Annotated in this window: 20 protein-coding genes; 10 read left to right on the top strand and 10 right to left on the bottom strand. The window is 68.8% G+C overall.

Going from position 1 to position 23,281, the window contains the following annotated elements:
• Positions 1–44: 44 nt before the first annotated feature.
• The 4 genes from WKC72_RS08620 to WKC72_RS08605 are packed head-to-tail and all read right to left on the bottom strand — an operon-like array spanning position 45 to position 3,672.
• A complete protein-coding gene (locus WKC72_RS08620; RefSeq protein ID WP_370182313.1) occupies positions 45–836 on the bottom strand; it encodes an enoyl-CoA hydratase-related protein in 792 nt (263 codons plus the stop codon).
• Positions 837–875: 39 nt separating this feature from the next.
• The gene (locus WKC72_RS08615) at positions 876–1,730 is read right to left on the bottom strand and encodes a 3-hydroxyacyl-CoA dehydrogenase family protein (RefSeq protein ID WP_370182312.1); all 855 of its coding nucleotides are present in this window, start codon (positions 1,728–1,730) and stop codon (positions 876–878) included.
• The gene (locus tag WKC72_RS08610; RefSeq protein ID WP_037231078.1) at positions 1,727–2,455 is read right to left on the bottom strand and encodes an enoyl-CoA hydratase/isomerase family protein; all 729 of its coding nucleotides are present in this window, start codon (positions 2,453–2,455) and stop codon (positions 1,727–1,729) included. Before WKC72_RS08610 ends, WKC72_RS08615 begins: the two co-directional genes overlap by 4 nt.
• Positions 2,452–3,672 (bottom strand): acetyl-CoA C-acyltransferase, encoded by a 1,221-nt coding sequence (locus WKC72_RS08605; RefSeq protein ID WP_370182311.1) that lies wholly within the window; start codon positions 3,670–3,672, stop codon positions 2,452–2,454. The genes WKC72_RS08610 and WKC72_RS08605 overlap by 4 nt, the downstream gene beginning before the upstream one ends.
• A 159-nt stretch (positions 3,673–3,831) precedes the next feature.
• Here WKC72_RS08605 and paaZ point away from each other — a divergent pair, with 159 nt between their 5' ends.
• From paaZ to WKC72_RS08585, 4 genes are all read left to right on the top strand, one after another.
• Complete coding sequence (gene paaZ / locus WKC72_RS08600; RefSeq protein ID WP_370182310.1) at positions 3,832–5,871, top strand: phenylacetic acid degradation bifunctional protein PaaZ; 2,040 nt, start codon at positions 3,832–3,834, stop codon at positions 5,869–5,871.
• Entirely contained in the window at positions 5,868–6,185 is a 318-nt protein-coding gene (locus tag WKC72_RS08595) for an EthD family reductase (RefSeq protein WP_037231074.1), read from the top strand. Before paaZ ends, WKC72_RS08595 begins: the two co-directional genes overlap by 4 nt.
• Positions 6,186–6,192: 7 nt before the next feature.
• Complete coding sequence (paaI, locus tag WKC72_RS08590; protein WP_370182309.1) at positions 6,193–6,606, top strand: hydroxyphenylacetyl-CoA thioesterase PaaI; 414 nt, start codon at positions 6,193–6,195, stop codon at positions 6,604–6,606.
• A 286-nt stretch (positions 6,607–6,892) separates the two neighbouring features.
• Positions 6,893–7,270, top strand: a complete 378-nt coding sequence (locus WKC72_RS08585) for a hypothetical protein (protein WP_370182308.1) — start codon at positions 6,893–6,895, stop codon at positions 7,268–7,270.
• Positions 7,271–7,415: 145 nt separating this feature from the next.
• Here the strand turns inward: WKC72_RS08585 and WKC72_RS08580 are convergent, their stop codons facing one another.
• Positions 7,416–8,816, bottom strand: coding sequence for an IS1380-like element ISRop1 family transposase (locus tag WKC72_RS08580; protein WP_370180111.1), 1,401 nt, complete (start codon positions 8,814–8,816; stop codon positions 7,416–7,418).
• A 152-nt stretch (positions 8,817–8,968) separates the two neighbouring features.
• A complete protein-coding gene (locus WKC72_RS08575) occupies positions 8,969–13,441 on the bottom strand; it encodes an AAA domain-containing protein (RefSeq protein WP_370182307.1) in 4,473 nt (1,490 codons plus the stop codon).
• 190 nt (positions 13,442–13,631) lie between these two features.
• On the opposite strand from WKC72_RS08575, the gene WKC72_RS08570 reads away from it, so the two are divergent.
• A complete protein-coding gene (locus WKC72_RS08570; RefSeq protein ID WP_370184295.1) occupies positions 13,632–14,753 on the top strand; it encodes a beta-mannosidase in 1,122 nt (373 codons plus the stop codon).
• A gap of 10 nt (positions 14,754–14,763) precedes the next feature.
• On the opposite strand, the gene WKC72_RS08565 is transcribed toward WKC72_RS08570, so the two are convergent.
• Positions 14,764–15,375: a malonic semialdehyde reductase gene (locus WKC72_RS08565; RefSeq protein WP_037231071.1), complete on the bottom strand. Its 612-nt coding sequence runs from the start codon at positions 15,373–15,375 to the stop codon at positions 14,764–14,766.
• 75 nt (positions 15,376–15,450) lie between these two features.
• Here WKC72_RS08565 and WKC72_RS08560 point away from each other — a divergent pair, with 75 nt between their 5' ends.
• On the top strand, positions 15,451–15,789 hold the full coding sequence (locus WKC72_RS08560; protein WP_037231070.1) for a helix-turn-helix domain-containing protein: 339 nt from the start codon (positions 15,451–15,453) through the stop codon (positions 15,787–15,789).
• Between the two features lie 29 nt (positions 15,790–15,818).
• Here the strand turns inward: WKC72_RS08560 and WKC72_RS08555 are convergent, their stop codons facing one another.
• Positions 15,819–16,571: a GntR family transcriptional regulator gene (locus WKC72_RS08555; protein ID WP_037231068.1), complete on the bottom strand. Its 753-nt coding sequence runs from the start codon at positions 16,569–16,571 to the stop codon at positions 15,819–15,821.
• Between the two features lie 31 nt (positions 16,572–16,602).
• Positions 16,603–17,754: an acyl-CoA dehydrogenase family protein gene (locus WKC72_RS08550; RefSeq protein WP_037231066.1), complete on the bottom strand. Its 1,152-nt coding sequence runs from the start codon at positions 17,752–17,754 to the stop codon at positions 16,603–16,605.
• Positions 17,755–17,933: 179 nt separating this feature from the next.
• Here WKC72_RS08550 and WKC72_RS08545 point away from each other — a divergent pair, with 179 nt between their 5' ends.
• From WKC72_RS08545 to WKC72_RS08535, 3 genes are read left to right on the top strand one after another with little or no spacing between them, the layout of a single operon-like run.
• The gene (locus WKC72_RS08545; RefSeq protein WP_370182305.1) at positions 17,934–18,782 is read left to right on the top strand and encodes a CoA ester lyase; all 849 of its coding nucleotides are present in this window, start codon (positions 17,934–17,936) and stop codon (positions 18,780–18,782) included.
• Positions 18,779–19,786, top strand: coding sequence for a MaoC family dehydratase (locus WKC72_RS08540; RefSeq protein ID WP_370182304.1), 1,008 nt, complete (start codon positions 18,779–18,781; stop codon positions 19,784–19,786). The genes WKC72_RS08545 and WKC72_RS08540 overlap by 4 nt, the downstream gene beginning before the upstream one ends.
• A 25-nt stretch (positions 19,787–19,811) precedes the next feature.
• The gene (locus WKC72_RS08535) at positions 19,812–21,023 is read left to right on the top strand and encodes a CoA transferase (protein WP_370182303.1); all 1,212 of its coding nucleotides are present in this window, start codon (positions 19,812–19,814) and stop codon (positions 21,021–21,023) included.
• A 422-nt stretch (positions 21,024–21,445) separates the two neighbouring features.
• Here WKC72_RS08535 and WKC72_RS08530 read toward each other — a convergent pair whose 3' ends face one another.
• Positions 21,446–21,715 (bottom strand): hypothetical protein, encoded by a 270-nt coding sequence (locus WKC72_RS08530; protein WP_370182302.1) that lies wholly within the window; start codon positions 21,713–21,715, stop codon positions 21,446–21,448.
• Between the two features lie 165 nt (positions 21,716–21,880).
• Between WKC72_RS08530 and WKC72_RS08525 the strand changes: the two genes are divergently transcribed.
• Complete coding sequence (locus tag WKC72_RS08525; protein ID WP_200887690.1) at positions 21,881–22,966, top strand: IS110 family transposase; 1,086 nt, start codon at positions 21,881–21,883, stop codon at positions 22,964–22,966.
• Positions 22,967–23,281 lie beyond the last annotated feature (315 nt).

The raw sequence follows: 23,281 nt of genomic DNA, 5'->3' as shown, positions 1-23,281 counted from the left end.
TGCATGTCAGCCCCCGCCCACACAAGGGCGGGAGCCGAATTACGTCAGTGGCCTTCGAAGGTCGGCGCGCGCTTGGCGAGGAACGCGTCGACCGCGCTGCGGTGATCCTTCGACCGGCCGAGCTGCTCCGCGGCCTCGCGCTCCCGCTCGAGCGCCTCCGACAGCCCGCTCGACGCCGCCGAGACCAGCGCCTTGACCTGCGCATACGCGGCCGTCGGGCCGTCCGCGAGCTTCCGCGCCAGCGCGGCGGCCGCGTCCCCGAGTTCGGCGTCGGGCACCACCCGGTGCACCAGGCCCCAGTCCAGCGCCTGCGCCGCCGTGAACCGGTCGCCGAGCATCATCAGCCCGGTCGCCCGGCTCGCTCCGAGCGCCTGCACCAGGGTGTGACTCAGCCCGGAGTCACCGGCCAGCGCGATCCCCGTGAACGCCGTGGCGAACTTGGCGCCCTCCCCGGCGATCCGGATGTCGGCGGCCAGGGCGATGCCCAGCCCCGCCCCGACACAGGCACCGCCGACTGCGACGACGACCGGGACGCGAACCCCGGCCAGCGCCCGGACCAGCGGGTTGTAGTGCTCGGCGACGGTGTCCATCGCGTGCGCGGCGTCCGCCTCGAGCCCGGCGACGTGCTCGGCCAGGTCCTGGCCGACACAAAAGTTCTTCCCCTCCGCCTGCAGCAGCAGGGCACGCACGCTGTCGTCGGCGGCGACCTTCTCCACCGCCGCCAGCAACTGTTCCTTCACCGCACGGTCCAGGGCGTTGGACGCGCCTGCGCGGCGCAGGGTGATGGTGGCCAGTCCCGCATCCACGGAAAGTCCGACCACGTCGTCAGTGCTCATGAGAATGTGCCTCCTGCTGGTTGTGGTGTGCGTGGCCCGTCAGGACCAGGTGAAGAACCCCTGGCCCGTCTTCCGGCCGAGTTCCCCGTTGGCGACCTTCTCGCGCAGCAGCGCGGGCGGTGCGAACCGGTCGCCGAGCGTCTTCGCGAGGTGCTCGGCGATCGCGAGCCGGACGTCCAGTCCGACCAGATCGGTGGACCGCAGCGGCCCCATCGGGTGGCGGTAGCCCAGTTCCATGGCCCGGTCGATGGACTCGGCCTCGGCGACGCCTTCCTCGAGCATCCGGATCGCCTCGAGCCCGAGGCACACGCCGAGTCGGCTGGTCGCGAAGCCCGGGGAATCGTTGACCAGCACCTCGGTCTTGCCGAGCTGGGCGACCCATTCCCGGACCCGGTCGACGGCACCGGCGTCGGTTGCGGGGGCGCGGACGATCTCGACGAGCGTCGACGCCGGAACCGGATTGAAGAAGTGCATGCCGATCAGCCGCGCCGGGTCGTTCAGCGCCGCCCCGAGGCCGGCGATGGAGATCGAGCTGGTGTTGCTGGCGATCACCGTCGACGGGTCGACCGTCTTCTCGACGAGCGAGAGCACGGACAGCTTGAGGTCCACCAGTTCGGGCACCGCCTCGACCACCAGATCCAGGGCCGGCGGAAGCGCATCGGGGGCGGCCACCGTCGACACCCGTGCGAGGATCGTCGCGGGATCGACGTCGCCGAGTTTGCCGCGTTCGTGCGCGCGGTCGAGTCCGTCGGACACCCGCTTCAGGGCCGCCTGCCGGTCGCCGCTCTCGGCGATGGTGACCGTGGATCCGAGGGTGGCGAAGACCTGCGCGATGCCCGCGCCCATCCGGCCGCCGCCGACCACGCCGACGTTCTTCGGTGCTGTGCTCGTCATCTCTTCTTCTCCAGAAACGCGGTCATGCGGTCGTGTTTGTCGCGGCTCTCGAACAGCACCGCCTGGGCGATGTCGTCGGCGAACGGGTGCGAGCCCGGTGCGTCGACGATCATCTTCGTGAGCTTGAGCGCCAGCGGCGCCGAACGTGTGATGCGGTCGATGACCTTGTGCGCAGCATCGATGTGCTCGCCGGGTGCGACGACACTCATGACGAGCCCGCTGCGCAGCGCGTCCTGCGCGTCGAGGTTCCGGCCGCCGAGGAGGACCTGCTTGGCGACGGACTTGCCGACCAGTTCCGGCAACCGGTAACTGGCCCCGGCCGCGGCCATGATGCCCAGCCCCGGCTCCGGATTCCCGAAGACCGCGGTCTCGGTGGCGATGCGGATGTCGCAGGCGTAGGACAGTTCGGCGCCGCCGCCGAGCGCGTACCCGCTCACCGCGGCCACGGTGGGCAGCGGCAGCTTCGCGATACGGTCGAACAGGTTGCGGTTGATGCCGGCGAACGCCTCGTCGCGGCCGCGCTCGCGCAGTTCGGCGATGTCGGCGCCGCCGGCGAAGTGGTCGCCCTCGCCGGTCAGCAGCATCGGCTTCGGCGTCGCCTCCAGCGACGCGCACACCTCGTGCAGTTCGGCGATCATCTCCGCGTTGATCGCATTGCGCTGCGCGGGACGGTGCAGCGTGACCACCATGCGGTCGTCGCGGTCCTCGATCTTCAGTGTGTTCACGGCGCCTCGATCAGCATCGCGACGCCCTGGCCGACGCCCACGCACAGCGTGGCCAGTCCGCGGCGGGCGCCTTCGCGTTCCATCCGGCCGAGCAGCGTCAGCAGGATGCGCGCACCCGAGCAGCCCAGTGGGTGGCCGAGTGCGATCGCGCCACCGTCCGCGTTGACGATCGACTCGTCGAGCTTCAACTGCCGGATCACACCGAGCGACTGCGCCGCGAAGGCCTCGTTGAGTTCGGCGGCGCCGAGGTCGGAGATCGACCAGTTGGCGCGGGCGAGGGCCTTGCGGGTGGCCGGGACCGGGCCCAGACCCATGACGTTGGGGGCGATGCCCGCGCTGGCGCTGGTGACGATGCGGCCGCGGACGGTCAGGCCGTACTTCTCCACCGCCGCCTCGCTCGCGACGACCAGGGCCGCGGCGCCGTCCGAGAGCGACGACGACGAGCCGGCGGTCACGATGCCGTCCTTGCGGAACACCGGTTTCAGCGAACCCAGCTTCTCCAGCGTGGTTCCCCGCCGCGGGGTTTCGTCGGCGGTCAGCTCACCGTCGCGCACCGGCACGGGCACGATCTCGCGCTCGAACCGGCCGGCGTCGACCGCCGCGATCGCCCGCTCCTGGCTGCGGAGCGCGAAGGCGTCGCTCTCGGCGCGGGTGATGCCCTCGAGCGCGGCGACCTCCTCGGCCGTCTCGCCCATCGACAGCGTCACCTTGCGGACGTCCGGTCCTGCCCCGGCCGGAACGTCGCGGTCGGCGGCGGTGAACCGCGGGTTCGTGAAGCGCCAGCCCAGCGAGGTGTCGGCCACCTCTCCCGGGCGTGCCCACGGGGTGCCGGGCTTGGCCATCACCCAGGGTGCGCGGGTCATCGATTCGACGCCGCCGGCGATCACGATGTCGGCCTCGCCGCTGCGGATGGTGTGCGCGGCCGACGCGACGGCGGTCAGACCGCTCGCGCACAGCCGGTTCACCGTGTAGCCGGGAACGCTGTCGGGCAGGCCCGCGAGCAGCACGGCCATGCGGGCGACGTCGCGGTTGTCCTCGCCGGCCTGGTTGGCGGCACCGAGGATCACCTCGTCGACGGCGTCGCCCGGGATCCCGGCCCGGCGGGCGGCCTCGGCCACGACGAGACCGGCAAGGTCGTCGGGGCGCACTCCTGCGAGCGCTCCGCCGTACCGACCCTGCGGGGTACGGGCTCCGTCCACCAGAAACACTTCGGCCACAGTCTTCTCCTTCACGGGGGTGCCGTCTATTAATAACCGAATCTTCGGTCGGTACGCAAGAGGAGGTGGCGCACGAAAAGTTGCGATCCTCCCTTGACAACCAGCGGCAGAAGCGACGATTCTGTTAACCGACCGAACGTACGGTGAAATGGAGTTGTCGTGAGCAAGTTACTGGAAAGCTACGCCGCCGGACGCTGGTACACCGCGCCGGACGAGGGAACCCCGCTGCTGAGCGCGGTCGACGGCTCCGAGGTGGCGCGCATCTCCGCGACCGGACTCGACCTCGGCGAGATGGTGACCTACGCCCGCGAGGTGGGCGGACCGGCGCTCGCGAAGCTGACCTTCCACGAGCGCGCCGCCGCCCTCAAGACGCTCGCCCTCACCCTCATGGCCGGCAAGGACGAGTTCTACGCCCTCTCCACGGCCACCGGCGCCACCAAGCGCGACTCCGGCGTCGACATCGACGGCGGCTTCGGCACCCTCCTCAGCTACGCCAGCAAGGCCAGGCGGGAACTCCCCAACGACACCGTCTACCTCGACGGCGCGCTCGAGCAGCTGGGCAAGAAGGGAACGTTCCTCGGCCAGCACGTCTACACCTCCCGCCGCGGCGTGGCCGTCCAGATCAACGCGTTCAACTTCCCGGTGTGGGGCTTCCTCGAGAAGCTCGCCCCCGCGTTCATCGCCGGCGTCCCGTCGATCGTCAAGCCCGCGAGCCAGTCGGCCTACCTCACCGAGCTCGTGTTCCGTCGCATCATCGAGTCCGGGCTGCTGCCCGAGGGTTCGGTCCAGCTGCTGTCGGGGAGCGCGCGCGGGCTGCTCGACCACCTCGGCGGGCAGGACTCCGTGGCATTCACCGGATCCGCCGACACCGCGGCCACCCTGCGGGCGCATCCGAACGTCGTCGGTGAGGGGGTCCACTTCAACGCCGAGGCCGACTCGCTCAACGCATCGATCCTCGGCTCCGACGTCGAACCCGGCAGCGAAGAATTCGACCTCTACGTCAAACAGCTCGTCACCGAGATGACGGTGAAGGCCGGCCAGAAGTGCACCGCCATCCGGCGCGCCCTCGTGCCGTCCGCGTTGATGGACGACGTCATCGCTGCGGCAAAGGCCCAGCTGTCCCGTGTCGTGGTCGGCGACCCCGACGCCGAAGGCGTCACGATGGGCGCCCTCGCCAGCCTCGAGCAGCGCGACGAGGTCCTGAAATCGCTGCGCGGCCTGACCAAGTCGGCGCAGATCGTGGTCGGCGACCCGGAGAACTTCGAGGTCGTCGGCGCCGACAAGGCGACCGGCGCATTCCTGCCGCCGATCCTGCTGCGTTCCGACGACAAGGACGCCACCGAACCCCACGACATCGAGGCCTTCGGTCCCGTCAGCACCGTCATCGGATACGACAGCACCGACGAGGTCGTCGAACTCGCCGCCCGCGGCAAGGGCAGCCTCGTCGCCTCCCTCGTCACCCGCGATTCCGCACTCGCCCGCGACATCGTGCTCGGCCTCGCCCCGTTCCACGGCCGCGTCCTCGTCCTCAACCGCGACGACGCGAAGGAATCCACCGGCCACGGTTCACCCCTGCCCGTCCTCGTGCACGGCGGTCCCGGACGCGCAGGCGGCGGCGAGGAACTCGGCGGCATCCGCGGCATCCTGCACCACATGCAGCGCACCGCGGTCCAGGCCACCCCGGACATCCTGACCGCGGTCGGGAACAAGTGGGTCACCGGTTCGCAGCGCAATGACGACGGCATTCACCCGTTCCGGAAGAACCTCGCGCAGTTGCGGATCGGCGACACCATCGTCGGCGGCCCCCGCCAGGTCACCCTCGCCGACATCGACCACTTCGCCGAGTTCACCGGCGACACGTTCTACGCCCACACCGACCCCGAGGCCGCGGCCGCCAACCCGCTGTTCGGCGGCATCGTGGCCCACGGGTACCTCGTCGTCTCCCTCGCCGCCGGCCTGTTCGTCGAACCGAATCCCGGTCCCGTCCTCGCCAACTTCGGCGTCGACAACCTCCGGTTCCTCACCCCCGTCAAGGCCGACGACAGCCTCACCGTCACGCTGACCGCGAAGCTCATCACCCCGCGCAGCAGTGCGGACTACGGTGAAGTCCGTTGGGATGCAGTCGTCGTCAACCAGGACGGCGATCCCGTCGCAACGTACGACGTTCTCACCCTCGTCGCCAAAGGAGAAAACGCATGAGCTTCAAGGTCGCCGTCTGCTACGGCCACCCCGATGACCCCGAGGCGTTCGACGCCTACTACCGCGACACCCACATGCCGTTGGCCCGCAAAGTCCCCGGACTGTCCGACTTCACCTGGGGCAAGTGCAGCGCCCTCGACGGCGGGCAGCCGCCGTACTACGCGGTGGCGAGCCTCGTGTTCCCCGACGCCGACACCATGAAGTCCGGGTTGCAGTCCGAGGAGATGAAGCAGGCGGGCAAGGACGTCCGCAACTTCGCCACCGGCGGCGTCACCATGTACGTCCAAGAAGAAGAATCCGTCTACAACCAGTAGGAGAACCATGACTGTCGACGCATCCGCGGAATGCGGTGTCGCGCGGAAGATGTTCGAGGCCGACAATGCGTCCCAAGCGCTCGGCATCGAGATCCTCGAGCTCAGCCCCGGTCACGCGGTCGCGTCGATGGTCGTGGGTGAGACCATGGTCAACGGCCACGGCATCACCCACGGCGGGTTCGTGTTCACCCTCGCCGACACCGCCTTCGCGATGGCGTGCAACGGGTACGACGCTCCCGCCGTCGCCGCCCGCGCCGACATCCGGTTCCTGACTGCCACCCGCCTCGGCGACACCCTCGTCGCCGAGGCCGTGGAGCGGGCCCGCTACGGGCGCAACGGCATCTACGACGTCACCGTCCGGCGCGGCGACGACGTCATCGCGGAGTTCCGCGGAGACAGTCGTGCGCAGCCGCGCCCGTGAGTACTTATTAACCGCGGGACGTTAACAAGTACTCACGGGGTTCGCTGTCGGCGACGAGAGGTCGGGACCGTATGCGATCACGGCCGGGCCCGACCAGGCCCTGTGGCTGACGCTCGTCCACGCCGGACGGATCGCCCGCCTCACCGTCGGCGGCGAAGTCGCCACGTATCCGCTCGACACCGCGGAGTGCGGGCCCACGATCATCACGTCGGGCCCGGACGACGCCCTGTGGTTCACGCTCAACCAGGCGAACGCAATCGGACGTATCGACGTCGACGGCAACATCGTGGTGCATTCTCTGTCCACTCCCGCCGCCGGACCGGTGGGGATCACCCGCGGGACCGACGACGCGCTGCGGTTCGTCGAGATCGGCGCCGGGCAGATCGGCCGGATCTCCGTCCACGGCCGGATCGACGAGTTCGCACTCCCGGACCGCTCGGCCCGACCTCACGCCATCATCGCCGACCCCGACGGCAGTTGCTGGTTCATCGAATGGGGCGCAAACCGCATCGGGCACATCGGCTCGGGCGGCGCCATCACCGAATACGACTTGCCGACAACGTCTTCGGAACCACACGGGATCGCCGTGGGGCCGGACGGTGCGGTCTGGGTGGCGCTGGAGATCGGACGTGTTGCGCGCCTCGCGCCCGTGAGTACTTGTTAACCTGGATCCACCGATAGGGGCGGGTCGGGTGATGGGTTCGGTTGTGGCCGTTGATGGGCTGTCAGGGGTGTGGGTGATCGCCCGACCGATGTGTCGGGTTGTTCCACTGGGTCTTTCGGGTCGGGGCCGGGGGTGGCCGGGCGGATTAGGTGACCTGGGGTCTTCGATGTCGGGTGTGGGTGAAGAGTTGGTTCCATTCGGATTCCCAGGGCCAGCGCCGCGGCAGGTGCAGGGTGAGGCGGCGGGCCGAGGACGCGATCCGCGCCGGGACCGAGATCAGGGTCCGGCGGATGGTGGCGGTCGTCGCCTTGGCCAGGCGGGCCCCGGTGAGGGTGGCGGCGGCGCGGGTGAGATTGAACGCCATCACCGCAAGCACCAGCCAGGCACTGTTGGCGGCGAACCGCCCCGACGGCAGGTGCGCGAGCGCGGAGTTCTTCAGGTCGGCGTGGACCTGCTCGATGATCGCGTGCCCGCGGTGGATCTTGTCCGCGGCCACGGTGTCCAGGACGGCGGGGTCGGTGGTGGTGAAGAACGCGTGGAACCGCCAGGCGTCGAACAACGTGCCCTGACCATCGGTGTGTTCCCGCAGGTCGGGGATGCGGCGCACCACCAACCGGCCCGGTGTCCGCTCGGAGGCGAGGCGGGTGAACGCGGTGAAGTCGATCTCGGCGACCTCGGCGCGGGAGATCCACCGGCCGGCCTGTTCGTCGTAGACGGCGTCGGTGTATTCGATCGGGGTCCACGCATCCTCGTCGATGGCGGCGATCGCCGCCTTCACCGTCGCGGTCATCCGCACCGTGACCGAGACGTCGGCGCCGGAGCGCAGTGCCGCGGACACGGTCGGGTGCCCGTAGAAGGCCGAGTCGGCCCGCACCAGCACAGACCCCGGTGACAGCTGCGGGCGCAGGCGGCCGAGTGTGGCGAGGGCGTCGCTGACCATCCGGGATGCCCCGCGTGGGGATCCGCAGCCGCCGCGGCGCAGGCGTTGGCCGACGATCACCGGTGCCCGCCCGTCGGTGGTGGCGGTGGCGATCAGCGCGTTCAACCCCCGGACCCCCGTATATCCGTAGCCCGAACCCTGCTTGGCGTGCCCGTGCACCTCGACGATGGTGTCGTCGAGGTCGACGAGGATCCGCCCACCTGATTCGGGCCCACCGACCAGCGGTGTTCGTTCGGCCAGGCCTTGCAGGAATCGGGCGGCGACGGCGTCGAGTTGGCGGACGTGCCCGAAGGAGAACGTCCGCAGGAAGGAGCCCAGCGTCGACGGGGCGTACGGGCGGTCGAATACCGTGGGCATGGCGCCGTGCCGCAGTAGCGCCATGTCGTCGATGCTGTCGGCGCCGGCGACCATGCCCGCTACCAGTGCGGTCACCTTCCGGCCCGCGTGTGCGCCCTTGTCGGTGGGCAGCGTCAGATGCTCGTCTGCCAGGTCATCGAGGCCGCAGTCCTGAGCCAACCCCAGGACCGGGACCAGTCCGGCCGCGGCGAGGAGATTGCGGTCGTCGAACGCCGAGGCCGTCACCGGGTGGGTGTGGGATAGTTGCACCCTAGAGATGCCCTTCGTGTCGATCGAACTGGTTCTGTGAGAAGTCCAATTCTTTCAGCACGCAAGGGCATCTCGCCGTTTCGACTCACCTACCCCGACACCACATCGGTGGATCCAGGGTTAACCGCCCGCGGTTAACAAGTACTCACGGGTCAGGTGACGGGGGCCGCGTGCTTTCCGCGCTCGGACGCGGCAGCGGCGTCGCGCGCCGCCCGCTCGGTGGCGGCCGACTCGATGGCGATCGCGTGATCCACCGCGTGCGGCGCGATGCCCAGGTTGTCCAGCGTGTCCCACAGACTCGACAGGGCAGTCTTCGGGTCGAGGTAGTACTCCGACTCGCGGACGCGCCAGAACGTCCAGCCGCACCGTTTGAGTTCCTGCTCGCGTTCGAGGTCCGCGATCCGCTGTTCCGGGGTGGTCGAGAACGCGTCGCCGTCGCATTCGACGGCGAGTCTCATGGTGCCGCCGGTGACGACAAGGTCGATACGCCGATTATTCACCTCGACTTGGGAATTGACGTGATAGCCGCGTTCGGCGATGTCGTTGAACACCCGCTGCTCGAGCAGATTGTCGAACGGCGGGATCCGGACGTCGCGGTCGACATCCTGCGGCATGGGATCCGCCGGTGCCGGCGACGTCGACATCATGTAGCTGAGCAGGGAGTTACGCAGGTCGGCCCGCTTCAGTTCGTCGACGGTGACGGAGTGGAACAGCCACAGCTGATCCTGCGCCCGTGAGGCCGCGACGTTGAACCGTCGCTTGTACTGGTTCGCCGTCAACGGTGCGAAGTTCTGCTCGGGTCCCACGACCATCGACAGGAAGACGACGCTCCGTTCGTCGCCCTGGAAGTCGGGCGGCGTCCCGACCCGCAGTCGCCGCTGCTCCCACTGTTCGATGCCGATGCGTTTGACGAGCTCGGTCCGGATGGCGTCGACCTGGGACTGCCCCTGCAGCACGACGATTCCGAACGTCTTCCCGTCGTAGCGGGGGTCGACGAGGCATTCGATGAGCTGGTCGACGAGGGCGGCGGCCTCGACGTGGTTGGTCAGCGTCGAGTCCTTGCCCGACACGGTGGCGTCGGATACGTACGTATGTTTCAGCGGCGGAAGCCGGTCCGCGCCGAACTGCCGCACCGGGATCAGCGGCAGTTCGCCGTAGAACTGGGTGCTGGACCAGTTGATGATCTCGGGCATCGAGCGGAAGTGCTCGCGGAGCCGGACCACCTGCCCGAAGCTCGTGCGCAGGATCGAGAACAGGCTCGACCGCGGCGTGAGCGTGGCCTGGACGTACTCGGGAAGGTCCGGCAGGTAGGCGTCCAGCCGGGTGAATACGTCGTCGAGGGTGCCGGTGGTGGGGATGTCGGCGGGTGCGCACTGCTTGTCGTCGCCGACGACGATCACCCGCGGCGCCAGCCACAGCAGGAACAGGTTGGTGATGTCGGCCTGGCTCGCCTCGTCGACGATGACGACGTCGAAGCTGCCCGGCACGGGCGGGATGGACGCGAGCACCTGTTGCAGCGGCATCACCCACGCGGGGACGGCGCCCTGTGCCTCGCCCATCGCGGATCGTGCCGCGCTGCGGTACTTCTCGGCGTACTTCCCGGCACCTGCCCCGATGCTCGAGATGTGCTCGCGGTACGTCTGCAGGGCCCGGACCTGATCCGCCGTCAGATGTTCGAGGCAGTCGCGCCAGGCGGTGGCCGCCGCGAGCCGCGCCGTCAGGTGCGCGAGGTCCGCGTCGACGGCGTTGAGTTCGGCTTCCAGTTCCTGTTCGCGACCGGCACGGTGCTGCTCGGTGACCCATTGGCGGGCACGGCGCCACGCCCAGGCCTCCGCCATCTGCCAGCTCATCTCGTCCCACTCGGTGAGCGCCGCCGTCCTGCGCACCAATTCGTACAGTGCCGGGGCGACGGGTGAGAGTTTGTCGGACAGTTCGTCGAAGAGCCGCTGATCCTGCTGCTCGACGCGGGCGATCGCGTAGCGGCCGAGGGCATCCGAGAGTGCCGCGTTGTCGGCCTGATCGAGCGCCGCAACCAGGGCGGTGCCTTCCGGCGACGGTCCCGCGTCGACCTCGGTGGAGACGGCCGAGACGATGGCGTCGAGTTCCGCACGGGCACTGTCCACATCGGCGCGGGTGGTGATCGCCTCTGCGGCCCCGGCCACCGCGACGGCGTCCGCGAGGCTACGGATCCGCGGGGCGTTCGGGGACAGCGCGAACAGTTCGCGGGCCAGCGCGTCGCGGGCGACGAGCAGGGCGCGCACCCGGGCGACCCGGCCGACGATCATGTTGAGGCTGTCGACCTGGACGGCACGGGAACCGTTCATGTCCACCGGAATCCGAAGATCTGCCAGCAGGGTGGCGGCGGTCTGCGCCGCGTCGTGGGCGCGCAGGTGCTCGGTCACGAGCCGAACCGTGGCGGCGGTCGTGGCCGGTGCCCCGTCGACGGTGGCGTCGAGGCCGAGTTCCTCGACGGCCTTCTGTTCCTCGCTGCGACGGAAGCGCGCCTTCCACTCGACGGCGCCGGATTCCATCGCGACGGCGAGTGCACCCACCGCCTGCAGGGCGGGTCGGGTCATGACGGCGCACTTGACGTCGTGCGCACCGATGTAGCGGTCGGCGGCAGCGGCCGCCTCGACGATCGCGGGCAGAGCGTCCAGACGACCCCACAGGTGCGTCGCCCGGCCGGAGAGGACCGTGTCGGCGAGGCTCTGGAACTGACCGTCCAGGTCGAGGACGTCGTGAGCCCGGGCCTGCAGTTCCTTGCAGTGCCGGCGAACGGTGTACGCGGTCTCGGGGTCGACGCCACCGAGGACCTCGAGCAGATGCGCCGACTGCGGGGTGTCGATGGGGACGCTGGTCGAGGCCCGCGAGCAGAGCCGTTCGAGTTCGGCGCGGTTGGGCAGCAGGGGGTCGAGTGCGGGAAGCGTCTGCCGGGAGCGTTGCGCCCGCTCGGGGGACGCCGTCACGCACAGCCGGCGTAGCGTCTCGACCTCGGTGCCGGTGAGGGGCGGCTGCTCGGACAGCAGCGGACCGGGAAGCCACTCGAAAGCGTCCTGCAGGCCCATGACCTTGCGGACGATGGTGGCGGCGGTGCCCTCGTAACCGTCCGCGACGGCGTCGTGGAGGTAGGTCTCGGACTCGCGCAGCGCCTTCACCTGCTCGAGCACGACGGCCCGCTTCTGCACGGCCTCGTCCCGCTGCGCACGGAGGTCGGCGATCTTCTGGCCCTCGCTGTGCGGGTTGAACGACGACTTCCGTTCGGCGATCGTCGCGACGCTGCGGGTGAGCTCGTCGGAGCCGCCGCGGGACAGGTCGGTGATGGAGACGCACAGTTCCTGCATCTCGGGCGGGAGCTTGTCCCTCAGCACCCGGAGCGCCTGCGCCTTCTCGCTCGTGACGAGTACCCGCTGACCGCGCGCGAGCAGCGCCGACACCAGGTTGGCGATCGTGTGGGTCTTGCCCGTGCCGGGCGGGCCCTCGACCACCACTCCGCTGTCGCCGCCGAGCCGCTCGATGATCTGCGACTGCTCGGCGTTGGCCGGAAGCGGGAAGAGGGGGTCTTCGGCGAGCGTCGACGAGGTGGCGGCGCCGGTGCGCTCGAACCACGACAGCCGGTCTGCCGGTTCGATTGCCTCGACCAGCTGCGCCAGTCCCAGCGGAACGGTCGCGCCGTCGCGGTCGAGGTGGGAGATCATCTGCTCGTAATACTCGACCAGGGCGAACGCGCTGCGCTTCCGCAGCACCAGGGCCGGCGACAGTGTGAGGGTGCCGTCGGCGTCGGCGTCGGGCGGCCGGACGCCGTCCCGCACCGTGACGGGGGTCATCAGCGATTTCGGCGCCCACTCCGCGAGCAGTGTGCGCACGCCGTCGCTCAGCGGCGACGCGGCGGTGTCCTGCAGTTGTTTCTGCAGCGGCATCGCGTGCGCGCTGTCGTAGACGTCCAGTCCGGTGAACAGCTGGGAGTCCTCGAGCCGGGGCTGGGAGCCGGCGATCAGCCGCACCAGCAGGTCGCCGGTGCGGGGGTCGCGGTGGATGCTCGCGGACTGGGTGACCAGGTGGGTCTGGACGCCGCCGTCCGGACCGGCGCCCGCCAGGGTCAGCAGACCGGACGCGAGAACGAGTTCGATCGACTCGGGTCGGGCGTTCAGTTCCTGCAGCATCCGCTGCAACGACTGGTACAGATCGGCGTGCGGGCGACGCTCCCGGTCCGCCTTGGCCCACGCCTGCCAGCGCGGGACGTAGGCGTCGAAAGCCTGCCGGACGTCGTACGCGCGGCGCACGTCGTATTCCTCGTCGGAGTCCTCGGCGTAGGCGTCGGACGCGTTCAGTTCGAGATCGGAACGCGAACTGTCGGAGCGGGCCGACGCGTCCACCCAGCCGGCAAGGACCGTGGGCAGTTCCGGTGGATCCTCGACGCCGATGAGGGGCACGCGCAGGACGATGTCACCCTGCGCGGCGGCGGAATCGAGTTGGATCGTGCGGCCGTCCTGATGCAGCCATTCGGCCTGTTCGTGCTGGTCGACGCGGAGAACCGGCTTCGTGCGAGCCCTGACGATCTCACGCAGGAACTGCAGCAGGCGCTGGACGCGGCCTGCGAGCTCGGCGTCGTTTTCGGGACTCGACAATGTAAACCTCTGCGAATTCTCGGTGATCACGTGCGCTTGCCCCCGCCGTGCACACTATCGGGTCGAGGGGGTGAAGTTCGAGGCGTCGTCCCCTGGCAGAGTGACTGGACGGTCGCTCGAGGTGCCGATCGGACGCCAATCGGTACCGACCGGTCTCTACTATTCATCCATGAGGGAATCCCGTATCGCGATGATCGCGGCGGTGATCGCGACGGTCGCATCGACGGCGTTGGGAGGTGGTTCCGTGTCGGCTGCGGCTCCGGCGCCGGGAGCCCGGGTCACGGCCTCGTCCGACGGGTTCGCGCTCGACGGGCAGCCGTGGTGGCCGACCGGGTTCAACGCCTACCAGCTGGCCACCAACTGGTCGGTGAACTGGGGGTGCGGCGCCATGGTCGACCTCGACGCCTACTTCTCCTCGCTGCCGCCGCATTCGCTGACCCGGTTCGACCTCTTCCAGGCGCTCGCGATCAACCGGTTCACCGGACAATTGGACTTCGGGCCGATGGACGCCGTATTCGCTGCGGCCGAGGCACACGACCAGATGCTGATCCCGGTCCTCGCACCTCAGGACGGGGCGTGCGAGGACGGAGTGTTCAAGGGCAGGCAGTGGTATGTGGACGGCTGGAAGTCGATGACACCGGGCGCTCCCCGCACGCTGATGAGCTTCCAGGACTGGACGCGCACGGCGGTCGACCGGTTCAAGGGTTCGCCGTCGCTCGCGGCGTGGGAACTCGTCGGGGAGCCGGAGACCAGTACGTGCACGGACGCCGACTGCTCGTGGTGGACGCGCTCGTGCGAGCCGGGCGCGGCGCAGGTGCTGCGCGATTTCTTCGACGCCGCGAGCGCCGAGGTGCGCGCCCGTGATCCGCGCACCCTGATCACGGCGGGATTCACCGGTGGTGGCCAGTGCGGAACCCAGGGCGACGAGTACCAATTCGTCTCGGCCTCACCGTACGTCGACGTCGTGCAGTACCACGACTACGGTGCCGACGGCGTTCCACTGCCCGGCGATCAGTGGAACGGCCTCGCCCGGCGCCTCGATCAGGCTGCGGCACTGGGCAAACCGCTCCTGGTCGGCGAGATCGGCGAACTCGCCGGATCGTGCGCCACCCTCACGGACCGGGCGACGCACATCGCCGCCAAGCTCCAGGGGCAGCGGGATGCGGGTGCCGCGGGGGCGCTCCTGTGGGCGTTCGTGCCCGACCCCCGGCCCGCCGACTGCACGTACGACATCGGTCCCACCGACCCCCTGTGGGACGTGGTGGAGCAGTTCGGCAGCTGGAGGCCGGGCACCGCGCCCGCCGACACATAGGTGTGGATCGTCAAGCCCAGGAGACGGATTCCTCCGGGTCGAGTCTGGGCAGCCGGTCGAACCACGGGTTCTCGCCCGGGTGGCCGATGTTGACGACGAGGGTCGAGTGCCACTGTCCGTCGGGGAAGAACTCCTTGTCGAGCCCGTCGGCGTCGAATCCGGCCATCGGTCCGGCCGCCAGACCCAGCGACCGCACGGCGAGGATGAAGTAGCCGGCCTGGAGGGCGGCGTTGAAGTCCCCGGTCTGCTTGCGCATCGGCTCGTTCGCCTCGAACACGTCGCGGAGTTCGGGACGGAACGGCAGCAGCGCCGGGATGTGATCGTGGAAACGTGGGTCGACCGCGAGGACGGCGACGGCAGGCGCCGACGCGGTCTTCGCCTTGTTCCCCTCGTTCATGTGCTCCACCAGACGAGCGCGGCCCTCGTCGGTGCGCACGAACAGGACCCGGAGCGGCTGCGTGTTGGCCGCCGTGGGCGCCCAGCGCGCGAGTTCCCAGATCTGCGCGAGTTCCTCGTCGCTCACCGGAGTCGGAGCGAAGCTGTTGGCGGTGCGCGCCTCTGTGTAGAGCAGCGCCCGTGCTGCCTCGTCGAGCCCTGTACCTGCAGTGATTGCGTGAGTCATCGACTCCCTTTCTGCTTGTTACTTCGAAAATACTAGTTGCAGGGTCGATGCTAGCACCGTTGCTAGGGTGGAGGCATGGCTGACGACGGCGAAGTGACGCACGAACCCCGTGCCTGCGACGCGGCACTCGCACGCGCCTTCACGTTTCTCGGCAAGCGCTGGAACGGCGTGATCCTGGGCGTGCTGATGGAGGGACCGTCCACGTTCTCGGAGTTACGCCGCGGAGTGGGCGGAATCAGCGATTCGGTGCTGTCCGACCGGCTCGCCGAACTGGCCTCGGCCGGTCTCGTGCTGCGCTCGGTGGAGGAGGGCCCACCGGTCTCGGTCGCGTACGAACTCACGCCGGCGGGCCGGGCGCTCCTGCCGTCCCTGAACGCCCTGACGGCCTGGGCACGCGAGAATCTGCCCGCCTAGCCGGATTCAGGCGACGAAGACGCGGACGGTCAGCGTCCGCCGCGTCGCAGGGTCACGCGATAGGTGTAGTGCTCGGGCAGGAAGTAGCTGACCGCCAACTCGACGGTCCGTCCCTCCGAATCGGAATAGAGGCGGTCCACCCGCAGCATCGAATGACCCTCGGGGCAGCCGAGTTCGCGGGCCACGTCCGCGGGGGCGGGTGCGACCGTGATCGATTGCGCCGCCTCCACGATGGGGCTCCGCAGGTGCGGCTCCAGCAGACCGATGATCGTGTACGCGCTGACGGCGCCCTCGGACATCTCGGGCGCGTCGACGACGAGCCGGGCGATCTCGTCGGGAAGGTACACGGTGGTCAGCACGAACGGGGTGTCGTCGTGGCGTCGCCGGAACACGACCGTGTGGACGAGGTCGGTGTCGAGGCGGAGCCTGCTCGCCGCCTCGATGTCGACCCGGCGGCGCAGGGGGGAGACCACCTCCATGGTGGTGTCCGTGGACAGATTCATCAGATCCTCGATCGACCCCAGCTGACGCAGGTATCGGCCGTCGGACTCCGCTGCGAACGTCCCCCGGCCCGGGACCCGGTAGACGATGCCCTCGGCTACCAGGTCCTGGAATGCGCGTCGCACGGTCTGCCGGCTCACGCCGTGCTGTTCCGCGAGCTCGAATTCGGTGGGGAGCTTGATGCCACCGCGGTACTTGCCCGCGGCTATGTGTTCACGGAGCTGCTTCGACACCAGCTGGTACGCCGGCTCCGTCTCTCGTTCTCGTTCCCTACCGTTCATCGCGCACCGATCCTACGTGCAGGTCGCCGGACTACAGACCGCCCCGCGACACGAGTTGCGAGACGATGACGTTGCGCTGGATCTCGTTGGTGCCCTCGCCGACGATCATCAGCGGGGCGTCGCGGAAGTACCGCTCGACGTCGTACTCGGTGGAATAACCGTAGCCACCGTGGATCCGGACCGCGTTGAGCGCGATGTCCATCGCCACCTCGGACGCGTACAGCTTGGCCATCCCGGCCTCCATGTCACACCGGTCGCCGCTGTCGTACTGCTCGGCCGCGTGCCAGGTCAACTGCCGGGCGGCCGTCAACTTGGTCGCCATGTCCGCGAGATAGTTGCCGATCGACTGGTGCTTCCAGATCGGCTTCCCGAAACTCTCCCGCTGCTGCGCATACGCGAGGGAATCCTCGAGCGCCGCCGTCGCCACACCGAGGGCCCGGCAGGCCACCTGGATGCGTCCGGTCTCGAGGCCCTTCATCATCTGCGCGAACCCCTTGCCCGGGGTGCCGCCCAGGACCGCGTCCGACGAGATCCGGTAGTTGTCGAACGACAACTCACAGGTCTCGACGCCCTTGTAGCCGAGCTTGGGCAGATCCCGCGACACCGTCAGACCGGGACCGTGCTCGACCAGGACGATCGAGATGCCCTTGTGCTTGGGGCTCGCCTGCGGGTCGGTCTTGCACAGCAGCGCGATCAGGCCGGACCGCCGCGCGTTGGAGATCCACGTCTTCGAACCGGTGATCACCAGGTCGTCGCCGTCGGTCTTGGCATTGGTGGACATCGCCTGCAGATCCGACCCGCCGCCGGGCTCGGTCAACGCCATCGTGGCCCGGATCTCACCGGTCGCCATCTTCGGCAGGTACCGCTGCTTCTGCTCCTCGGTGCCGTACAGCGACAGCAGCTTCGCGACGACGGTGTGCCCGCCCATCGCCCCGGCCAGGCTCATCCACCCCCGGGCCAGTTCCTGGGTCACCTGCGCGTAACAGGGCATCGACACCGGCGATCCGCCGTACTCCTCCGGAACCGCCAGACCGTAGATCCCGATCTGCTTCATCTGCTCGATCCACTTCTCGGGGTACTCGTTGGCGTGTTCCACCGCCTGCACCGTCGGCTTCACGTCGCGGTCGATGAAGGCGCGCACCGTCTCGACCAGGTACGCCTCTTCCTCGTTCAGCTTGCCCATCACTCCACCTCGCACTCGCACAACATTTGTACGGCCATAATCCGATAATGTCTTCCTAAAGTCAACGATCGGTCTTGACATGATGGCTGCGCCGCTGCCAGCATCAGCAGCGCAGCCCTACCGGGCTGGCCGTACATATCAGCCCGACCCGGGCTCCCGGACGCTAGGAATGAAGCATCGTGCAGAACCTCACCCGCAGGCGCGCCGTTCTGGTGGCCCCCGGATCCGACCAACGCAAGGCCGTCAAGGCGCTCCGGTCGACCGCCGACGAGGTGGTCCTCGACCTCGAGGACGCCGTCGCCTCGGCCAGGAAGGCCGACGCCCGCGACCTCGTGCGCCGTCTCGTGCGCGAGTCCGACGGCTCCCGGGCCGTCTCGGTCCGCATCAACGCGCTGACCACGCCGTGGGCCGAGGACGACCTCGCCCTGTGCGCTTCCCTCGGCGACGCACTCACGAGCATCGTGGTTCCCAAGGTGGAGACAGCGCAGGATCTGGCGCACGCCGATCGGGCTCTCGCCGGTACCGACATCGGGTTGCAGGCTCTCGTCGAAACTCCGGTCGGGGTGCAGAACATCGGCGACATCACCCGGGCCGTCGCCCGGCTCGAGTCCGTCGTCATCGGCTACGCCGATCTCGGGGCGGCCCTCGGTCGTTCCCGCTCCGCCCTTCCCGAGCACTGGCTCGCCGTCCAGGACGGCGTCCTCGTCGCCGCCCGCGCCGCGGGCATCCAGGCGATCGACGGACCGTTCCTCGGTATCGCCGACGACGGCGCCTTCCGTCACTCGGCCGCATGGACGAGCGCGCTCGGGTTCGACGGGAAATGGGTCATCCATCCCGCCCAGGTCGATTCGGCTGCGTCGGCCTTCACCCCCACCGACTCCGCCGTCGAGGACGCACGCCGCGTGATCGACGCACTCGCCGCCGCCGAGGCCGCGGGCAGCGGGGCGGCGCAACTCGACGGGCAGATGCTCGACGAGGCCGTCGCGGTGGCCGCACGACGGGTCCTCGCCCAGGTAGGTGCACAGTGACGATCACGCAGACGTACGTCGGTGGACCGTACTTCGACGAACTCGAGGTGGGGCAGGTGTTCGACACCGCTCCCGCCGTCACCCTCACCAGCGGCCTCGCCGCCGCCCATCAAGCCATCCTCGGCGACCGTCTGCGGCTGCCCCTCGACGCGCACCTGTCCCGGGCCGTCACCGGATCCGGGGACGCCGTGGCGAATCCCGGCCTCGTCTGCGACGTGGCCATCGGACAGTCCACGCTCGCCACGCACCACGTGAAGGCCAACCTGTTCTACCGCGGCCTCCGCTTCCACCACTTCCCCCATCTCGGCGACACCCTGTACACCCGCACCGAAGTGGTGGGTCTGCGCGAGAATTCGGCGAAGCCCGGACGCAAACCCACCGGGCTGGCGGCACTGCGGATGACGTCGACGGATCAGGACGGCCGCACCGTCCTCGACTTCTACCGCTGCGCCATGCTCCCGCTGAGCGAGAGCCCCGACGAGGACCGCGTCCGCAAGTCCGACGACCTGTCCGCGATCGGTCCGCAGACGGAGCAGTCCTTCGCCGCACCCGAGGGCTGGGACCTCGACCGCTACCGCGACAAGGTTCCCGGACAGCACTTCTCGACCGACCTCGCCGGCGCGGTCCTGCGGAGCAGCGGCGACGTGGTCTCGAGCGCCCCCGAACTGGCGCGCCTCACCCTCAACATCGCGGCCACCCATCACGACGAGCGGGTCGGCGCGGACGGACGGCTCGTCTACGGCGGGCACACCATCGGCATCGCTCTCGGGCAGGCCACGCGCGCCCTGCCCAACCTCGTCACGGTCCTGGGCTGGAAGTCCTGCGACCACACCGGTCCCGTTCACGAGGGTGACACCCTCACCAGCGAACTCGAGATCGAGAGCGCCGAGGCGTTGCCCGACGGTGGCGGCGTTCTGCATCTGCGTTCACTCGTGTTCGCGCACAACGCCGCAGCGTCCGACGTTCCCGTCCTCGACTGGCGTTTCACCGCCCTCATGGCCTGACCTCCACCATCAAGGAGCTTCTCTCGTGACTGCCCACACTCCCCTTGCCGGACTTCGGATCGTCGAGGTCTCCAGCTTCATCGCGTCCCCCCTGTGCGGGCTGACACTGTCTCAGCTGGGGGCCGAGGTGATCCGGGTCGATCCCATCGGCGGCGCCGCCTGCTACAAACGCTGGCCGGTCACGAGTGACGGCGAGAGCATCTACTGGGCCGGCCTCAACCGCGGCAAGCGGTCCGTGGCCGTCGACATGCGCAGTCCCGAGGGGCAGCAGCTCGTACAGCAACTGGTCGCGGCCCCCGGTGCGGGTGGCGGAATTCTCGTCACCAACGCCGGTGGCCGTGACTGGCTCGATCACGACGCGCTCAGGGCGCTGCGCTCCGACGTCATCACCCTCGAAGTCCTCGGTGGCTCCGACGGTTCCCCCGCCGTCGACTACACCGTCAATGCGGGGCTCGGCTTCCCGTCCATCACCGGTCCCACCGATCACGCCGGCGTCGTCAACCACGTCCTGCCGGCGTGGGACGTGGTGTGTGGGCTGTACGCCGCGCTGGCCGTCGCCGCCGCCGTCCGGCACCGCGACGCCACCGGCGAGGGCACCCACATCCGCCTGCCGCTCGAGGACGTCGCGCTGGCCACCGCCGGCACCCTCGGCTACCTCACCGAAATCCAGATCAACGGCACCAGCAGGCCGGCGACCGGAAACTCCGTCTACGGCACGTACGGAACGGATTTCACCACCAGCGACGGCGAACGGTTCATGATCGTCGCTCTCACCCCGCGGCACTTTCGTGACCTGGTCGCCGTCACCGGAACCACGACCGCCGTGGAGGCACTCGCCACCGCACTCGACGTCGACTTCGCGCGCGACACCGATCGCTTCACCCACCGCGACGTCCTCACCGCCCTGTTCGCCCGCTGGTTCCGCGAACACACCGCGGCCGAAGTGGCGGAGGCACTCTCGAAGACGTCCGTCCTCGCCGAGCGCTACCGCACCTTCGAGGAGGTCGTGAAATCCGGGGAACTCGAGAACAACCCGATGTTCACCCCCCTCGACCAGCCGCGGATCGGCACCTACCTCGCCTCCGGGCATCCCGCATCGTTCGACGGCCACCACGCCACCGTGGCGCCCGCCTCCGCGGTCGGCGACGACACCGGGAGGGTGCTCCGGGACCTCCTCGGCAGCTCCGACTCCGACATCGCCAAACTCCTCGACAGCGGCATCGTCGGCGGGAAGTAAGCGTCGAGCAGACCGGGGCCTCGGCGCCCCGGTCTGCTGCGAATTCGGCTACACGGCGGCAGTGGTGGTGACCGCCGGACGGGGTACCGATTGGGTGTGGAGGTAGTCGAACAACTGGCGTAGTCCGAACGACCAGTCCGGCAAGAACGCGGTGTCGCCGACCTCGTTGATCAGTGAACCGAGATGTTTACTGCTGATGGTGACGACGTCGCCGGCCTTGTGCGTGAAGCCTTGCCCTAGCAGGTCGCGATCAACGGTCGGAGCGAAAAGGGTTCCTGTGTAGAGAGCGAAACCGTCGGGGTACTGATGGTGGTCACCGGTGGTGGCCGAGACCAGTTCCTCGAACGGGCGGCTGGGTCACCTTCGCGTCGCGGAGGCACCGCTCGACACTCGCCCGAGTCGCCACCAGCTCGAGCAGCTGGTCATGAATCGGCCGGGCCGTCCCCGATGTGGACGTGGGTGATCCGTGCCAGTGCTCCTCGCCGGGCGGGGTGTAGATGGTCTGGCCGGGGGGTGGCGCGAATCACGGTTCCGTCGCGGGTGCCGATCAGCGCGACACCATCGGTGATGTGGAGGGTTTGACCGCTCTCGTGGGAGTGCCAGGCGGTACGGGCACCGGGCGCGAACCGGACGCTGGCGACGACCATCCGCTGGCCCGGCTCCTGCGGGGTGGCGATCGGGTCGACCCACACGTCGCCGGTGAACTGCTCCGGAGGATTTTTACCTGTCGGGTTCTGGGCTAGACGGTATGAGGGCCTACGTTGTGGGGCCGAGGGCCTCGTTCTGCAAAGCCTCGTGGGTTGCCAGGTGAAAAATCACTGCTGGTAGAGCCACATTTGCAGGTCAGGAGGCCCCCGGTGAGAGTTCAGCGTACGAGTGTCGGCTTGGATGTGCACGCGTTGTCGGTCGTAGCGTGCGGGATCGACGAAGATACTGGCGAAGTGTTCAGAAGGCGGCTGAGTCCCGACTACGGCGAGGTCCTTGCCTGGCTACGAACGCTCCCGAGTCCGGTGAAGGTGGTGTACGAGGCTGGCCCGACAGGGTTCGGGCTGTGTCGGGCACTGACCGCGGCCGCTGTGGAGTGCGTGGTGGTGGCCCCGTCGAAGCTACAACGCCCTGCCGGAGACCGGATCAAGACCGATGCCCGTGACGCCCTGCATCTGGCTCGACTCCTGCGGTTGGGTGAGATCGTCGAAGTGAGCGTGCCCTCGGTGGAACAGGAAGCGGCCCGTGATCTCGTCCGCGCCCGTGAGGACGCCCGGGGGGACTTGATGCGGTGCCGGCATCGGTTGTCGAAACTACTGCTGCGGCAGGGCCTCGTCTATTCCGGTGGGGCGGCGTGGACCGCTGCTCACGACGTATGGCTGCGCGGACAAAGTTTCGACCAACCGGCACTTCAAGCGGCGTTCGACTCGGACTACGAGGCGATGATTTTGACACTCGCACGCCGTGACCGCCTGGATGCCGCGATCGCAGACATGGCCGAGGACAGCCCCTACACGCCGATGGTGCGCAGGCTCGGATGTCTACGAGGGGTGTCCACGCTGACTGCGTTCGGCCTCGCGGTCGAGATCGGGGACTGGCAACGATTCACCGGCAACACCATCGGCGCCTACGTCGGTCTCGTGCCCAGCGAGTACTCATCCGGGACCTCCCGCTCGCAGGGATCGATTACCAAGACCGGCAACGGCCACGCCCGGCGGTTACTGGTCGAGGCGGCCTGGCATCACCGCAAGACCTACCGCAACCCCGGCCAAGTAATGCACCGCCGCTGGGAGAAGGCGTCTCCCGCGGCGCGAGCACGCGGGCACGCAGGCAACCACCGACTCCACCACAAATGGGAACAGTTCACCGCCCGCAAAAAGCGTCCGGTGGTTGCAAATGTCGCCGTCGCGCGCGAGCTCGCCGGATGGTGCTGGTCCCTCGCCACGATCGACGACTGACTCTCAGTTCCCATAATCTGGTCGACGAGGCAACGGTGGCGAGACCGGCAGCGTGAGGAACGACCTGCGATACAGCTATGAGCAGCAACAGAATCCGAGAACCCACTGTTGCGACGCCCGACACTAGAGCAGCAGCACCGTTCCTGCCGAACAATCGTCCTGCGGTATCCAACCCGCGCATATCAGTCTGACCACGTGTCGCGAATATCGACATGCCGACCCCACTGCTGACACCGATCGTCGACCGAAACGGAGGCGGCCCCGGAAACCGAGGTTCCCGGGGCCGCCTCCACCTGCCACTTGACAAGACACGAC

It is taken from the genome of Rhodococcus wratislaviensis (assembly GCF_041228765.1).
GTDB lineage: Bacteria > Actinomycetota > Actinomycetes > Mycobacteriales > Mycobacteriaceae > Rhodococcus_F > Rhodococcus_F wratislaviensis.
The sequence above is the reverse complement of the archived record's forward strand: the minus strand, read 5'-3'. Positions and strand labels throughout refer to the sequence as shown.

Bases quoted from the DNA above. Each gene is read 5' to 3' on its own strand.
- WKC72_RS08620 (WP_370182313.1), bottom strand. From the start codon at position 836: ATGAGCACTGACGACGTGGTCGGACTTTCCGTGGATGCGGGACTGGCC.
- WKC72_RS08595 (WP_037231074.1), top strand. From the start codon at position 5,868: ATGAGCTTCAAGGTCGCCGTCTGCTACGGCCACCCCGATGACCCCGAG.
- WKC72_RS08565 (WP_037231071.1), bottom strand. From the start codon at position 15,375: ATGACTCACGCAATCACTGCAGGTACAGGGCTCGACGAGGCAGCACGG.
- WKC72_RS08555 (WP_037231068.1), bottom strand. From the start codon at position 16,571: ATGAACGGTAGGGAACGAGAACGAGAGACGGAGCCGGCGTACCAGCTG.
- paaI (WP_370182309.1), top strand. From the start codon at position 6,193: ATGACTGTCGACGCATCCGCGGAATGCGGTGTCGCGCGGAAGATGTTC.
- WKC72_RS08550 (WP_037231066.1), bottom strand. From the start codon at position 17,754: ATGGGCAAGCTGAACGAGGAAGAGGCGTACCTGGTCGAGACGGTGCGC.
- WKC72_RS08560 (WP_037231070.1), top strand. From the start codon at position 15,451: ATGGCTGACGACGGCGAAGTGACGCACGAACCCCGTGCCTGCGACGCG.
- WKC72_RS08615 (WP_370182312.1), bottom strand. From the start codon at position 1,730: ATGACGAGCACAGCACCGAAGAACGTCGGCGTGGTCGGCGGCGGCCGG.
- WKC72_RS08570 (WP_370184295.1), top strand. From the start codon at position 13,632: ATGATCGCGGCGGTGATCGCGACGGTCGCATCGACGGCGTTGGGAGGT.